Raw genomic sequence first — 14,269 nt, forward strand, 5'->3', positions numbered from 1 at the left:
CCACGAGGCAGTCCGGACCGTAATCCCCCGCCACGCGCCGTGCCGAACTACGCCACAATATGCGCATGCGCAGGGTGCTGATCAGTGTGATCACCTCGGTTTCCGCCGTGGCGGCCATCGTCGTCGGCACCGTCGGGGTGGACTACGGCGCCAGCATTTACGCCGAATACCACCTCTCGCGCGCCGTACGCAACGCGGCGGATCTGGGGTCGGACCCCTTCGTGGCCATCCTGGCGTTCCCGTTCATTCCGGAGGCCCTGCACCGCCACTACAACGAGCTGGAGATCAAGGCCAACGGCATCGATCACGCGCCGACCGGCAAGGCCACGCTGGAAGCCACCATGCACTCGATCGACCTGACCTACGCGTCGTGGCTGATCAGACCCGATGCGAAGCTGCCGGTAGGCAAGCTGGAGAGCCGCATCATCCTCGACTCAACGCACCTGGGCCGCTACCTCGGCATGGACGACCTGATGGTGGAGGCGCCGCCCGCGGAGACCAACGACGCCACCGGCGGCACCACCGAATCGGGCATTTCCGGCGACCACGGGCTGGTCTTCAGCGGCACCCCGAAATCGGCAAACTTCGACCACCGGGTGAGCGTGTCGGTGGACCTGTCGATCGCCCCCGATGACCCGGCGACACTCGTGTTCACCCCGACCGGGATCCTCACCGGTCCCGACACCGCCAACCAGGCCGTCCCGGACGACAAGCGCGATGCCGTCCTGCGCGGCTTCGCCGCCAGACTGCCCGACCAGCGGCTGCCGTTCGGCGTGGCGCCGCGCACGGTGGGGGCTCGCGGCTCGGACGTCATCATCGAGGGCATCACCACGGGAGTAACCGTGACCCTCGAAGGGTTTAAGCAATCATGACCCGCGCTATCGACGAGGCCGTGGGGGTACCGCGCCCTTGCGGGGAACAGTGGTGCCCATGACGACCGTTGTCGTCGCGATCGTGGCGGCTATTGCCCTGGCGGCAGCAGCCGGCTGGCTGATGACACGTCGCTCCGGAAACCTGAAAGAGGTCGATTCCGGTCCCGGCGAGAGCGCCGGTGCCGACTCCGCGGACCTGGGCCTGTCCCGTACCGGGCCGACCGTTGTGCATTTCAGCGCACCGTGGTGCGGACCCTGCGATCGTGTCCGCCGGGTGGTCGGCCAGGTGTGCGACAACATCGGCGACGTGGCGCATGTCGAAGTCGACATCGACGCCAACCCTGCAGCCGCACGCCGGTTTTCGGTGTTGTCGCTGCCGACAACCCTGATTTTCGACGTTGACGGACGTCAGCGTTACCGGGCATCCGGTGTCCCCAAGGCCGCCGACCTGCGTTCCGCGCTCGAACCGCTGTTGGCTTGATCGCGATGTCATTGGGTAAGCTGACCGACATGTCATCCCGCACGGAGCCCATGCTCACCAGGCGTCGCGCAGTCGATCTGTGCCGCATCGCGGGTTGTTGTTGTCGCTGTTGCTGTAGCTGCTGAGTAGCTGCGCCCGCCCGCGCAGCACTCGGAGCAGCCCGGAACCCCACCGTGGTGCCTCTACTTTTCCGTGCAACAGGCGAATAGGAGTCTTTCGTGTCAAGCATCAATACCAGCGTCCAGCTGGACCGCGTCGACGTTCGCGGACCCAGATTCGCCGCCTGGGTCACCACCGCGGTCCTGATCGCCACGCTGCTCGTCTCGGCGCTGAGCCCGCCGGCGGCCGCGATCATCCTGGGTCTGCAGGCCGTGGTCTTCGCGATCGGTGCTCTCGGCGGCCCGCGCCGGCACCCCTACGGCCGGGTGTTCGCCATCGCGGTGGCACCCCGGCTGGGCCCGGTCAAGGAGCGCGAACCGGTGGCTCCCCTGAAGTTCGCCCAATTGGTCGGCCTGGTCTTCGCGATCGTCGGCACTACCGGATTCGCCGTCGGTGCGCCCCTGGTGGGCGTCGTCGCGACGGCCTTCGCTCTGGTGGCGGCATTCCTGAATGCGGCCTTTGGCATCTGCCTGGGCTGCCAGCTTTATCCGCTCGTGGTTCGCTTACGACCGACCGCCGGTCCGGCGTGACCCAAGTTCATCGCAAGTAATCGAAAGGATCCACCCCATGGCACGCTCTGACGTCCTGGTCTCCGCCGAGTGGGCGGAGAAAAACCTCGACACGGCGAACGTCGTGTTCGTCGAGGTCGACGAGGACACCAGTGCCTACGACGGAGGCCACATCGCCGGTGCGATCAGGCTCGACTGGCGCACCGACCTGCAGGACCCCGTCAAGCGCGACTTCGTCGACGCCCAGCAGTTCTCGAAACTGCTGTCCGACCGCGGCATCGCCAACGACGACACCGTGGTGCTCTACGGCGGCAACAACAACTGGTTCGCCGCGTACGCCTACTGGTACTTCAAGCTGTACGGCCACCACGACGTCAAGCTGCTCGACGGCGGCCGCAAGAAGTGGGAGCTCGACGGACGCCCGCTGACCGCCGACACCGTCAGCCGGCCGGCCACCTCGTACACCGCCGCGCCGCCGGACAACACGATCCGGGCGTTCCGGGACGAGGTCATCGCGGCCATCAACACCAAAAACCTGGTCGACGTGCGCTCCCCCGACGAGTTCTCGGGAAAGATCCTGGCGCCCGCGCACCTGCCGCAGGAGCAAAGCCAGCGACCCGGACACATCCCGGGAGCGATTAACGTGCCGTGGAGCCGCGCCGCTAACGAGGACGGCACCTTCAAGTCGGACGAGGAGCTGGCCAAGCTGTACGCCGATGCCGGCCTGGACGGCACCAAGGAAACGATTGCCTACTGCCGAATCGGGGAACGTTCGTCGCACACCTGGTTCGTTCTGCAGGAATTACTCGGGCATAAGAACGTCAAGAACTACGACGGCAGTTGGACGGAATACGGCTCCCTGGTGGGCGCCCCGATCGAGTTGGGAAGCTGATATGTGCTCTGCACCTAGGCAAGGACAGACGTTGCCGGCCAGCGTCGACCTGGAGAAGGAAACCGTGATCACCGGCCGCGTCGTCGACCGCGACGGCCAGGCCGTCGGTGGCGCGTTTGTCCGCCTGCTGGACTCGTCTGACGAGTTCACGGCAGAGGTCGTGGCGTCGGCCACCGGCGACTTCCGGTTCTTCGCGGCACCGGGAGCGTGGACGCTGCGGGCGCTGTCCAAGGCGGGCAACGGCGACGCCGTCGTCGCGCCGTCGGGCGCCGGTATCCACGAGGTGGACGTCAAGATCGCATGACCGCTGACGCCGCGACCGGGATGCCGGAAGCGCGGTTGACGGCGCGAGGCGAATAGACTCGCTAGCGTGGTGCTCTTCTTCGAGATCATGCTGGTCGCGGCAGTCGTGGTCATCTCCTGGTTTGCGTTGTACACCCTCTACCGGCTCATCACCGACGAGTCGTGACTTACGAGGACCCTGAGGGACCGGCCGGTTCTGCAGGCTCCGGCGACCGCGCGATGGCTGCCGCCGCCGAACGCGCCAAGGTGACCGCGGCCCGCAACATCCCCGCCTTCGACGATCTGCCGGTCCCGCCCGACACGGCGAACCTGCGCGAAGGCGCCAACCTCAACGACGCACTGCTCGCCTTGCTGCCGCTGGTCGGCGTGTGGCGCGGGGAGGGCGAGGGCCGGGGACCCGATGGCGACTACCGATTCGGGCAGCAGATCGTGGTCTCCCACGACGGCGGCGACTACCTGAATTGGGAAGCCAGATCCTGGCGCCTGGACGCCGGGGGAAATTACCAGGAGCCCGGCCTGCGCGAGACCGGCTTCTGGCGGTTCGTCCTCGACCCCGACGATCCGAGCGAATCCCAGGCCATCGAGCTGTTGCTCGCCCACTCGTCCGGTTACGTCGAACTCTTCTATGGGCGACCGCGCAACCAGTCGTCGTGGGAGCTGGTGACCGATGCCCTGGCCCGTAGCCGGTCGGGGGTTCTGGTCGGTGGCGCCAAGCGCCTCTACGGCATCGTCGAAGGCGGTGACCTCGCCTACGTGGAGGAGCGGGTGGACGCCGACGGCGGACTGGTCCCGCATCTGTCGGCCCGGCTGTCGCGATTCGTCGGCTAGCGGCCCGCTGCTGTTGCCGGACTGGCTAATTCGCGCTCGCACCAAATCATTGCCATCGCCCAATTTTTTGCGTGTACTGTTCGACGTCCGAGCAGCCGCGCGAAGGGAGATCGGCGGATGCGTCCCACGAGGGCACCCTCGCCCATCTTGCGCTGGGCGGTAACCGCGGTCGGCCTGCTGATGATCGCCTACCTGGCCGTGCTGGACGTGCGCCCCTCCATCGACGACTCTTTTCCAGCCTGGGTGGGGTGGTTCGGTCGGCCGGGATCGATGCCGACGCTCGCCGTCGTTGTCGTCGTGCTCATTTGGGCTTCCGTGCTGAATTTCCGCTCGGGTAGCCACCGGGTGGTGGGTGTTTCGTTCACCCTGATCGCAGCTCTGGTCCCGATGACGGCGATTCTCGGGCTGACGTCCTATTGGGGATGTCACGATGCCAACCATCCCGCCTTGTTCACACCCCTGATGGCGACGGCCAGTCTGGTCAAGGGCGGCACCGGGGACTTCTCGGTCAGTGGCAAAACCTGCCCGAGCCCCACGCCAGTCGGCCTGGAACTGGCCCGGATCGCCGCGCTGTCGGCGATTTTCACCGGGTTGGGCGGTGCCGTGGTCGGGGTCTTCCGATCCCAGGTGGACCGAATGCGCGCCAACTGGGCCGAATCCGTCACGGCGGTCGTCGGTATCGACAGTGATACCCAGTCGATGCTCAGCGCCGTCGCGCGCACCTTGGACCGACGCAGCACCCTGGTCGTCATCACGGGCGCCAGCGACGACCGTGTTCAGGGGGCCCGCCGCCAAGGCGCCCGGGTGGTGCTGGTGGACTTCAACAACCCGTCGACACTGGTGTCACTTCGGTTGTGGCGCCGCCTTTCTCGGCTCTACCTAATGGCACCGGACCCGGCGCTCAACCTGTCGTGGCTGGATCTGATCAGCCGCCGGCTCTCCGAAATCGCGCACAAGCAGCGGTTGCCGCTGATCGTGCGCATGGACGATCCCTGGCTGGCCCAGGCGTGGCGCGCCCAGCAGTTCGGCGGATCGGACACCCGATGGGCGGCCGACGTGGTCGGCAAATACGAGGTGACCGCGGGCCGGTTACTCAACAGCATCATGGCGACGGGGCGTACCAAGCATGTATTCGTCTGCGGCACTTCACAATTGACACTGGCACTGTGCGCGGACCTGACTCAACGCGCGCTGGAGCGCGACTTCTACACGCCGCCCGGCGCGGTCGCGTTGCCCGCGCTGACCCTCGTCGAAAGAGACGCCGAAGATTACCTGCGCGATCACGAGTTCCACCGCCAGCAAGCCGGATTCGCCTCGGAGGGCCCGACGATCGACGCGGTGGCCGAGGCTCCGACGGTACCGACCATGCTGAAGCTGATCGACGAAGTCGACCCTGCCACCAGCGCGGTCATCTTCGTCGACGTGCATGCCGGGACAACTGCGGCCAGGCTGGCCGCCCGCTTCCCCGACATGCCCATCTACGCCTCTGACCTGAACACCAGCATCACCGATGACTCGATCCAGGTCGTCGGCCGACTGCAGTCCTACTCGCTGGTGCTCGACACCCAAGAGGGCCAGGTTCAGGACGCGTGGGAGCGCGCAGCCCGGCTCATCCACGAGCGCTATGTCGCCACGATCGACCCGAGCTGGACGCGGGGGCCCGCATCGGTGCCGTGGGCCGAGCTCAACGAGTTCTACCGCGGGTCCAACCGGCGCCAGGTCCGCAACGCGTTATGGATGGTCGAACAGATCGCGGGGCATACCTGGAACACCTGGGGCAGCCCGCCACAGCAGCTGTCGGGCAGCGAGATGGCAGAGCTGACGCCACTGGAACAGCTTGCGCTGATGGGCTTCGACCACGACTCCGCGCTGCAGATGGCCCAGGCAGAGCACGAGGACTGGTGCCGCTACTACCGGCGCAACGGCTGGAAGTACGGCTCCCCACGCGACGACTCACGCAAGATCCACAACAAGCTCGTCGACTGGTCCGTGGTGGAAAGCGACCCGGAACTGCTCAACGCCGCGGTGCGCAGTCTGGCGGGCACGCTGTGGAGCCTGCGACAGCTGGGCTTCCGGTCGCGTCCGCTGTGGCAGTCCTTCACCCGGGTCGGGACGGTCGCGGCCGAACAACGAAGCGCGCCTTGGACTTGGACGTCGGACTCCGGACACACCATGCGCGCCGATGCGGGCGACTGGGCGATCTCCGAGGACGGCAAGGTCTGGTCGGTACGCGACGACATCTTCCGGGACACCTACGAGCCCGCGGGTGACGGGCAGTGGCAACGCACCGGGCGGGTACAAGCCCGCCCGGCGTATCCGGGCGAGACGATCGAGACGCTGGAGGGCCCTACAAATGCCGCCGAAGGCGACTGGGTCGTGCGCGGAGCCAACGGTGAACAATGGCCGGTTCCCGGTGACGAGTTCACCCGGCGCTACGCCGAATACCGGCCGCCCGAAGAAGCCGCTGCCCCAGACGTCGGCAAGGGCTAACCGGTCGCCCGTTGCCGAGGCCAAAATTGCGCTGAAAATTTGCGCATCCTGTAGCGGCCCAACACTGATACGGTATCGGCGCATGTGCGTACGGGTCGCGCAGGCAGGCTTTCGCTCCCGTTGGTTCGCTCCGCTTCACCCTAGGAGACTGCGATGGCGCTGTTTATCAGCTACTCGAGCCAAGATCGGTCGACGGTCGACTCCCTGACCACCGCCCTTCGGCGCGGGCAGAACCAGGTGTGGTTCGACCAAGAGCTCGGCGGCGGCGACTCGTGGTGGGCCAAGATCCTCGAGCAGATCCGCGAGTGTGAAGTGTTCATCGTCGCGTTGTCGAGCAACTGGCTGCAATCCAAGCCGAGCCAGGCGGAGCTACGCTACGCCCAGGCCCTGGGTCGCCCGATCCTTCCGGTGCGCATCGGTGAAGTCGACAGCATGCGCGTGAATCCCCTTGCCGCATTGCAGATCATCGACTACCGCGAACCGACGGTGGACGCCGGCATCCAGTTGGTCACCGCCGTGCACGCGCTTCGCAGCAAGCCCGTGCCGTTGCCCGACCCGCTGCCCCCCGAGCCCCCGGTGCCGTTCGGCTACATCACCCGGCTGGGGAACACCCTGGCCGAAAAGGAGCTGAGCCCGCAGCAGCAGCTGCAGCTGTTGGTCGAGCTACGGTCCGGGTTCGACGAGGACGGCGACGACCCCAGTGCCCGCGGCGACATCGCGCAGCTGCTGCGCATGCTGCGCCTGCGACACGACGTCACGTACCGCACCCGAAGCGAAATCGACAACGTGCTGGCCGAAATCGAGGCCAAGGACGGTTCGCCCGGGGGCGCCGCCAAGGACGCGGCTCCCGCGGCTCCGACCGCGGCCGCGCCGACCGGCGCGAACGCGGTCACCGTCCCGACCGCGGTGAGCGGCGGCGCGGCCGGCGGCGGGTCGAACAAACGGCTGCTGATCATCGGCGGCGCCGCAGTCGCGGTCATCGCCGCGATCGCGATCGTCGTGGTGATGACCACGCAGAGCGGCAAGACGAAACCGGCTCCGAAGGCATCGAACTCGAACTCGGCACCGACGGTGGCGAATTCGGGTCCGTCCGCGCAGCTGGACTCGTATCTGCTGGGACCCGCCGATGTCGGCGCAATCGTGAACGATCCGAACCTCGTGGTCTCCGAAAAAGCGGCGCAGCTGCGCAACTTGAGGGCGACGCTGTCAATCCCGGATTGCAAGGGCGCCTACGAGCCCATCGAAGAAACGGCCTACAAGGGCGCCGACGGCTACGTCGCGGTGAGCGGCCAAGCCGTGCACACCGGTGGCGAAAATCCGGCGCACCGCCTCTATGAGGCGGTAGCGAAATTCGCGTCGCCCGACGCGGCCGCGGCGTTCGTGCGGACAACCGCGGACAAGTGGAAAGCCTGCGCCGGACAATCGGTCACCGTCGACTTCAACGGAAAATCCGCGGCGTGGAAGTTCGGGGAAGTCACCGGAACGGTGCCGAGGATCTATCAGGAGCGCACCGAGGCGGATGGCACCCGCGTCTGCCACCACGCCCTGCACGCGGCGTCCAGCGTGGTCGTCGACTTGTTGCTGTGCGGCCCCGACGCCGAGACCGGCCAAGCGGGCAAACTCGCCGGGCAGATCGCAGCGCGGGTGAGCCAGTAGCGGCCCAAGACATGGAACGGCCCCCGAGCCATGCTCCCGGTTGGACAGACCAGGAAGCTCGGGGGCCGGGTGGCTACGTGGAATTCGCCAGCGCGCGTACATCGCTAGCTCTTCGGAAGCCATGTAGCTAGCGCGTAGCCACCTCACATGTCCATGAAGCTATCAATTTCGCGGACCACCTCCTTCCTTGTGTACGGCCGACCGTACCCGCCACTGCGCGAGCCGACAACACAATTCAGCGCTCAGCGATCACAGACGATCGCCGCGTCGACCAGCTGGGCGAAGTCCTCCGTCATCGGCGATCGACCCAGCGGACGACCGTCGAGCGTGTGCACGCGAGCGGCCAGGGTCATGCTGGATACCAACCAGATCCCTTGGGCGGCATGCAAATCCGCGACTCGAAGCGCCCGATAGTCGCAATCGTAGCCTTTACTGCGCGCCACCTCGAACAGCGCCTGCTGCGTGGTGCCGCGCAAAATCGGATACCAGGGCGGCGGCGTCAGCAGGCACGGATTGCTGTCCGGGCCCGAATCGGAATCGGTGGCGATCACCACCGTCGAACGCGGGCCCTCCAGGATGTAGCCGTCGGAGCTGACGAAAATCACGTCGCCGGCGCCCCGCTGGGCGGCGTGGCGCAGGGCGGCCATATTCACCGCGTACGACAGGGTTTTCGCACCAGCCAACAACCAGGGCATCTCGCCGACACCGGTCGCGGGTACTCCCCGGTCCAGCGTGATCGCCGCCACCCCATTGTGGCGAACCACGGCAACCCTTTCCGGGACCGCGCTGACCATCACGTACGCAGTGGGCCCCGAACCACTCTCGCGACCCCGGCTGTAGATCAACCGCAACGCGGCTTCGGCAGCCGAGCCGGCCACCCACTCCCGGGTGGCGATGTCGATCGCGCGCCGCCACTTCGGCAAGTCCGGCTGGGGCAGGTCCATGAATTTGGCCGATTGGGTCAGGCGCTGCAGATGCGGCCCAACCAGGCAGGCGCCGCCGTCGCGGACCAAGAGGGTCTCGAAGGCACCGTCACCGCGGACGGCCGCGAGATCGTCGGCGTACAGGATCGGGGTGCCGGGCGGATGTATCTCGCCGTCGAGGGTGACTATCACACCCGTCTGGGCTGCCATGCCGACTGAGCCTAGCCGCCGGCGTGAACCGGGGGCAGCACACCGTCGTCGCCGAATGTGCGGCCAGCCGCACGCTCGTCGCCGAATACGCGGCTGGCCGCACATTCGCGGTCGCGGGCTTGGAGCCGGGTGCGCCCAGATCCGTAGAGTTGACGTGTGACCCGCGCCGGCGACGATGCAGCGCGCAGCGATGAAGAGGAGCGGCGCACATGACTGCAGTACCCGCCCCCGATTCCGGGCCCGACGCCGGCGCGATCTGGCACTACGGCGACCCACTCAGCGAGCAGCGCGCGGCCGAGACCGATGCCGTGCTGGTGGACCGCTCGCATCGCGCGGTGCTCACCCTGACCGGCGCGGACCGGCAGAGCTGGCTGCACAACATCTCGACCCAGCACGTCAGCGAACTTGCCGACGGGGCCAGTACGCAGAACCTCAGCCTGGACGGGCAGGGCCGGGTCGAGGACCACTGGCTGCAGACCGAGCTCGGCGGCGTCACCTACCTCGACACCGAACCGTGGCGCGGCGAACCGTTGCTGGGTTACCTGAGCAAGATGGTGTTCTGGTCGGACGTCACCCCGGCGGCGGCCGACATGGCGGTGTTGTCAGTGATCGGACCCCGGCTGTCGGACCGCGCGGTGCTGGACGTGCTCGGCCTGGACGCCCTGCCCGACGAGCTGGTCGCCATTCCGCTCGCCAGCGGTGGCTTTGTGCGGCGGATGCCCGCGTCGGGGGCCGGCCAGATCGAACTCGACCTGTTGGTGCCGCGCGCCGATTCGGCTGACTGGCAAAGCCGCTTCACACGGGCCGGCGTGCGTCCGGCCGGGGTGTGGGCCTATGAAGCCCATCGGGTCGCGGCGGTCCGCCCGCGCCTCGGCGTCGACACCGATGAACGCACGATTCCGCACGAGGTGCGCTGGATCGGTGGTCCCGGCGCGGGGGCGGTCCATCTGGACAAGGGCTGCTATCGCGGGCAAGAAACCGTCGCCCGAGTCCACAACCTGGGCAAACCACCCCGGATGCTGGTGCTGTTGCACCTGGACGGCTCCGTGGACCGGCCGTCGACCGGCGACCCGGTGCTGGCGGGCGGGCGCGCGGTGGGACGACTGGGCACCGTCGTCGACCACGTGGATCTGGGCCCGATCGCGCTGGCGTTGGTCAAGCGCGGGATACCGGCCGACACCGAACTGACGACCGGTGCGGAGGGCTCGGTGGCGGCGGTTATCGACGCCGATTCGCTGCCACCGAGCGAACAGATCGGCGCGGGACGGCTTGCCGTCGAGCGGTTGCGGGGCGGGACAAGATAATGTCCGTTGAAGTCCAACACGGCGGGCAGGGGGCACCGACGCTCATCCGCGAGGCACGGTAAGCTGTTGGCAGGACAATAACGACACCAGAGATCGGAGCCGCCTACTTGTTAGGCCGCTCCGTTATTGCGCGAGGGGGTTCCCCCATGGGCCGCGGCCGGGCTAAGGCAAAGCAGACCAAGGTTGCTCGAGAACTTAAATACAGCTCCCCGCAGACCGACTTCGATCGGCTTCAGCGCGAGCTGGCGGGGACCGGTGCGGACGAATCCGGCGACCTAGATGGCGCCGACGAATCTTGGGATCGCGAAGAAGACTGGCGCCGATAAAGCTTGCCTCGTGCCGATGCCGCGTGCATCGGCACAGTGTTGTTCCCAGCTAGGCGTTGTTCCCGGTTAGCCGCGGGCGCTTAAAATCTCGGATGCTGCCCAACGAGTTTCGCGCGCGGACCTTCTTTTCCGCCTTTGCAGATCGTCCCTAACACCCAGCAGTCCAGATGGCGTGCGGTCAAAATCGCGAGGGCGCGGTCGGTGTCCTCGGGTGCGACGACGGCGATCATGCCGACACCCATGTTGAAGGTCTTCTCCATCTCCTCGCGGACAATGCGGCCGCGCTGGGCGATCATCGCGAATACCGGCGCGGGCGTCCAAGTGCCACGGTCGACCTCGGCGGTCAACCCGTGCGGGATCACCCGCTGCAGGTTGCCCGCCAGTCCACCACCGGTGACATGGCAGAACGTGCGCACGTGGGTTTCGGCGGCCAGCGCCAGGCAGTCCTTGGCGTAGATCCGGGTGGGCTCCAGCAACTCTTCACCCAGCGTGCGACCGAACTCTTCGACGTAGCCGGCCAGGTTCATCCGGTCGATCTCGAGTAGGACACTGCGAGCCAGGGAATATCCGTTGGAATGCAATCCGGAGGACCCCATCGCGATGATGACGTCGCCGGGCTTGACCCGGTCGGGCCCCAGGATGTCGTCGGCCTCGACGACGCCGACCCCGGTGGCTGAGATGTCGTAGTGATCCGGTTCCATCAAGCCGGGGTGTTCGGCGGTCTCCCCGCCCAGCAGCGCGCACCCGGCCCGCACGCATCCCTCGGCGATACCGCCGACGATGGCTGCCACCCGTTCGGGCACGGTGCGGCCGACGGCGATGTAGTCCTGCAGGAACAATGGCTCGGCGCCGCAAACAACCAGGTCATCGACCACCATGGCTACCAGGTCGAGGCCGACCGTGTCGTGCTTATCCATCGCCTGCGCGACCGCCAGCTTGGTGCCGACGCCGTCGCTGGAGGCCGCGAGCACCGGTTCGCGGTAATCGCCACGCAGCGCGAACAATCCGGCGAATCCGCCCAGCCCGCCAAGCACCTCGGGCCTGGTGGCTTTCGCAGCCAGCGGCTTGAACAGATCGACCGCGCGGTCACCGGCTTCGATATCCACCCCGGCCGATGCGTAGGTAATGCCCTGGCTGCCCGGTTCATCTCCGGGGCTTTTTCCGGGATCCGTCATCGCGATAAAGGCTACCGGTAGGCGCTTCGCGCCGGTATCAAACGTCTTTGAAGGATTCGGTGGGAAATTCCGTCAGTGGTTGACGGGAACCTCATCGGCCGCCACATCGCCGAGCTCTGCACCACGCGCCGCATTGGCGAGCATGTGCTCGATGACGTTCTTGCCCAGCGCGGTCTCGCTGGGCAGCTCGATCGGATATTTGCCGTCGAAGCAGGCGGTGCACAGCCGGGAGGCCGGCTGCTCGGTCGCGGCGACCATGCCGCGCAGCGAGATGTAACCCAGCGTGTCGGCGCCGATCGCGTGCCGCACCGCCTCGAGCATCTCTTCCTCGTCCTCGACGGCGTTGGCGATCAATTCGGCCGGCGACGGGAAGTCGATGCCGTAGAAGCACGGCCACTTCACCGGGGGCGAGGCAATCCGCACGTGCACCTCGACGGCGCCGGCCTCGCGCAGCATGCGCAACAACGCCCGCTGAGTGTTGCCCCGCACGATCGAGTCGTCGACGACGATGAGCCGCTTGCCGCGGATCACCTCTTTGAGCGGGTTGAGCTTCAGCCGGATGCCCAACTGGCGGATGGTCTGCGACGGCTGAATGAATGTCCGCCCGACGTAGGCGTTCTTCATCAGGCCCTGCCCGTAGGGAATGCCGGACTCCTGCGCGTATCCCACCGCGGCCGGGGTGCCCGATTCCGGCACACCAATCACCAGGTCCGCGTCCACCGGGCGTTCGCGTGCCAGCCGACGGCCGATCTCCACCCGCGCGCCGTGCACCGATCGACCGCCGATGGTGCTGTCCGGCCGGGCCAGGTAGACGTATTCGAAGACGCAACCCTTGGGGGTGGGGTTGGCGAAGCGGGTGGACCGCACCCCGTCCGCGTCGATGGCCAGCAATTCACCCGGCTCGATGTCGCGGACGAACGAGGCACCGACGATGTCGAGCGCCGCCGTTTCGGAGGCCACCACCCAGCCGCGGTCGAGGCGTCCGAGCGAAAGCGGCCGCACCCCATGGGGATCGCGGCCGGCGTACAGCGTGTTCTCGTCCATGAACGTCAGACAGAACGCCCCGCGCACGGTCGGCAGCAGTTCCAGCGCCGCCTGTTCCAGGGTGGAGTCGGCCGCGCCGTGGGCGAGCAGCGCGCCCAGGATGTCGGAGTCCGTCGTCGCCGGGGCCGGGCAACGCTTGGCGATCAGCCCGGCGTCGCGCGCGCGTGCGGCAAGTTCGGCGGTGTTGACCAGATTCCCGTTGTGGCCCAAGGCAACCCCGGTGCCCGCCGCGGTGTTGCGGAACACCGGCTGCGCGTTTTCCCAGGTGGTATCGCCCGTCGTGGAGTAGCGGCAGTGCCCGATCGCGACGTGGCCCTGCATGGCCGCCAACGTCTGCTCGTCGAATACCTGGCTGACCAGGCCGAGGTCTTTGAAGACCAGTACCTGAGATCCATCGGCGACGGCGATACCGGCGGCTTCCTGACCGCGATGCTGCAGCGCGTAGAGGCCGTAGTAAGTGAGTTTGGCAACTTCCTCGCCCGGGGCCCATACCCCGAATACACCGCACTCTTCGCGGGGCGAGTTCAGGTCCTGCTCGGATTCATCTGATCCAGCGACGGTCACGGTGGGCGGCTCCCTAGCGAGGGGTAGTGACGCTTCGGAGTTTACGGGCAGGTAAGCCCAGTGGACGAATCTGTCGGGCGTGTTGAGCATGAAAGTTCGCGGCGTGTCACCCTAAACCTGCAGTTCAGAGTTATATTCAGCGCACCTCGAACAGGGGCAACCAGTGGTCAATTTCACCCGCCCGCGAGCCCGAGAGCGTTAACAATCCGTTCGTTTTCGCGTCGGCGAGCGTCAACATCCCGGTGGCCAGCAGCAGCCAGGTCCGCGGATCGGTCTCGACGACGTTGGGCGGTGTGCCCCGGGTGTGTTTCGGCCCGGCCACGCACTGCACGGCGACGAACGGCGGGATCCGGATCTCGACGCTGGCGCCGGGGGCCAGCGCGGCCAGGGTGCGCGCGGTGAGCCGGACCGCGGCCGCCAGGGTGGCGCGATCGGGAGCCGGACGGGTTTGGTCGCGCAGCCAGTCCGAGACGGTCATCAGGACCTGACGTGTCTTGGCCGGATCGGCAGTATCGCGGGCGGCCATACCCTAG

General features: G+C 67.1%; 15 protein-coding genes. 11 read left to right on the forward strand and 4 right to left on the reverse strand.

All coding sequences use genetic code 11. From position 1 onward, the window contains the following. The first annotated feature begins 59 nt into the window (after nt 1-59). The 9 genes from lmeA to MJO58_RS24255 all read left to right on the forward strand — a co-directional run bounded on the left by lmeA (nt 60) and on the right by MJO58_RS24255 (nt 8,190). A complete protein-coding gene (lmeA, locus tag MJO58_RS24220; protein ID WP_090606826.1) occupies nt 60-872 on the forward strand; it encodes a mannan chain length control protein LmeA in 813 nt (270 codons plus the stop codon). Nucleotides 873-930: 58 nt separating this feature from the next. Then, nucleotides 931-1,353 (forward strand): thioredoxin family protein, encoded by a 423-nt coding sequence (locus tag MJO58_RS24225; RefSeq protein WP_090606829.1) that lies wholly within the window; start codon nt 931-933, stop codon nt 1,351-1,353. 29 nt (nt 1,354-1,382) lie between these two features. After that, the gene (locus tag MJO58_RS28855; protein WP_350355903.1) at nt 1,383-1,478 is read left to right on the forward strand and encodes a putative leader peptide; all 96 of its coding nucleotides are present in this window, start codon (nt 1,383-1,385) and stop codon (nt 1,476-1,478) included. A 93-nt stretch (nt 1,479-1,571) separates the two neighbouring features. Continuing rightward, nucleotides 1,572-2,042 carry a DUF4395 domain-containing protein gene (locus tag MJO58_RS24230; RefSeq protein ID WP_239721246.1) on the forward strand — a complete coding sequence of 157 codons (471 nt, stop codon included), beginning with the start codon at nt 1,572-1,574 and terminating at the stop codon, nt 2,040-2,042. Between the two features lie 37 nt (nt 2,043-2,079). Beyond that, nucleotides 2,080-2,913 carry a sulfurtransferase gene (locus tag MJO58_RS24235; protein WP_090606834.1) on the forward strand — a complete coding sequence of 278 codons (834 nt, stop codon included), beginning with the start codon at nt 2,080-2,082 and terminating at the stop codon, nt 2,911-2,913. 1 nt (nt 2,914) lies between these two features. Further along, nucleotides 2,915-3,217, forward strand: coding sequence for a DUF1416 domain-containing protein (locus tag MJO58_RS24240; protein WP_036471607.1), 303 nt, complete (start codon nt 2,915-2,917; stop codon nt 3,215-3,217). Nucleotides 3,218-3,435: 218 nt separating this feature from the next. Then, nucleotides 3,436-4,044 carry a nitrobindin family protein gene (locus MJO58_RS24245; RefSeq protein WP_239723436.1) on the forward strand — a complete coding sequence of 203 codons (609 nt, stop codon included), beginning with the start codon at nt 3,436-3,438 and terminating at the stop codon, nt 4,042-4,044. A gap of 117 nt (nt 4,045-4,161) precedes the next feature. Beyond that, nucleotides 4,162-6,534 carry a RyR domain-containing protein gene (locus MJO58_RS24250; RefSeq protein ID WP_239721247.1) on the forward strand — a complete coding sequence of 791 codons (2,373 nt, stop codon included), beginning with the start codon at nt 4,162-4,164 and terminating at the stop codon, nt 6,532-6,534. Between the two features lie 153 nt (nt 6,535-6,687). After that, the gene (locus tag MJO58_RS24255; protein ID WP_090606842.1) at nt 6,688-8,190 is read left to right on the forward strand and encodes a sensor domain-containing protein; all 1,503 of its coding nucleotides are present in this window, start codon (nt 6,688-6,690) and stop codon (nt 8,188-8,190) included. 242 nt (nt 8,191-8,432) lie between these two features. Here the strand turns inward: MJO58_RS24255 and MJO58_RS24260 are convergent, their stop codons facing one another. Then, the gene (locus tag MJO58_RS24260) at nt 8,433-9,305 is read right to left on the reverse strand and encodes an aminodeoxychorismate lyase (RefSeq protein ID WP_239723437.1); all 873 of its coding nucleotides are present in this window, start codon (nt 9,303-9,305) and stop codon (nt 8,433-8,435) included. 227 nt (nt 9,306-9,532) lie between these two features. Here MJO58_RS24260 and ygfZ point away from each other — a divergent pair, with 227 nt between their 5' ends. After that, nucleotides 9,533-10,627 (forward strand): CAF17-like 4Fe-4S cluster assembly/insertion protein YgfZ, encoded by a 1,095-nt coding sequence (ygfZ, locus tag MJO58_RS24265; RefSeq protein ID WP_239721248.1) that lies wholly within the window; start codon nt 9,533-9,535, stop codon nt 10,625-10,627. 146 nt (nt 10,628-10,773) lie between these two features. Beyond that, nucleotides 10,774-10,953: a DUF3073 domain-containing protein gene (locus tag MJO58_RS24270; RefSeq protein WP_090606848.1), complete on the forward strand. Its 180-nt coding sequence runs from the start codon at nt 10,774-10,776 to the stop codon at nt 10,951-10,953. Between the two features lie 80 nt (nt 10,954-11,033). Here the strand turns inward: MJO58_RS24270 and purM are convergent, their stop codons facing one another. The 3 genes from purM to MJO58_RS24285 form a co-directional block, all read right to left on the reverse strand. Beyond that, complete coding sequence (purM, locus tag MJO58_RS24275; RefSeq protein ID WP_090606850.1) at nt 11,034-12,128, reverse strand: phosphoribosylformylglycinamidine cyclo-ligase; 1,095 nt, start codon at nt 12,126-12,128, stop codon at nt 11,034-11,036. Between the two features lie 72 nt (nt 12,129-12,200). Continuing rightward, a complete protein-coding gene (gene purF / locus MJO58_RS24280) occupies nt 12,201-13,736 on the reverse strand; it encodes an amidophosphoribosyltransferase (RefSeq protein ID WP_090606853.1) in 1,536 nt (511 codons plus the stop codon). Between the two features lie 136 nt (nt 13,737-13,872). Beyond that, entirely contained in the window at nt 13,873-14,262 is a 390-nt protein-coding gene (locus tag MJO58_RS24285; protein ID WP_239721249.1) for a sterol carrier family protein, read from the reverse strand. Between the last annotated feature and the right edge of the window lie 7 nt (nt 14,263-14,269).

The sequence above is a fragment of the Mycobacterium lentiflavum genome, assembly GCF_022374895.2.
Classification (GTDB): Bacteria; Actinomycetota; Actinomycetes; order Mycobacteriales; family Mycobacteriaceae; genus Mycobacterium; species Mycobacterium lentiflavum.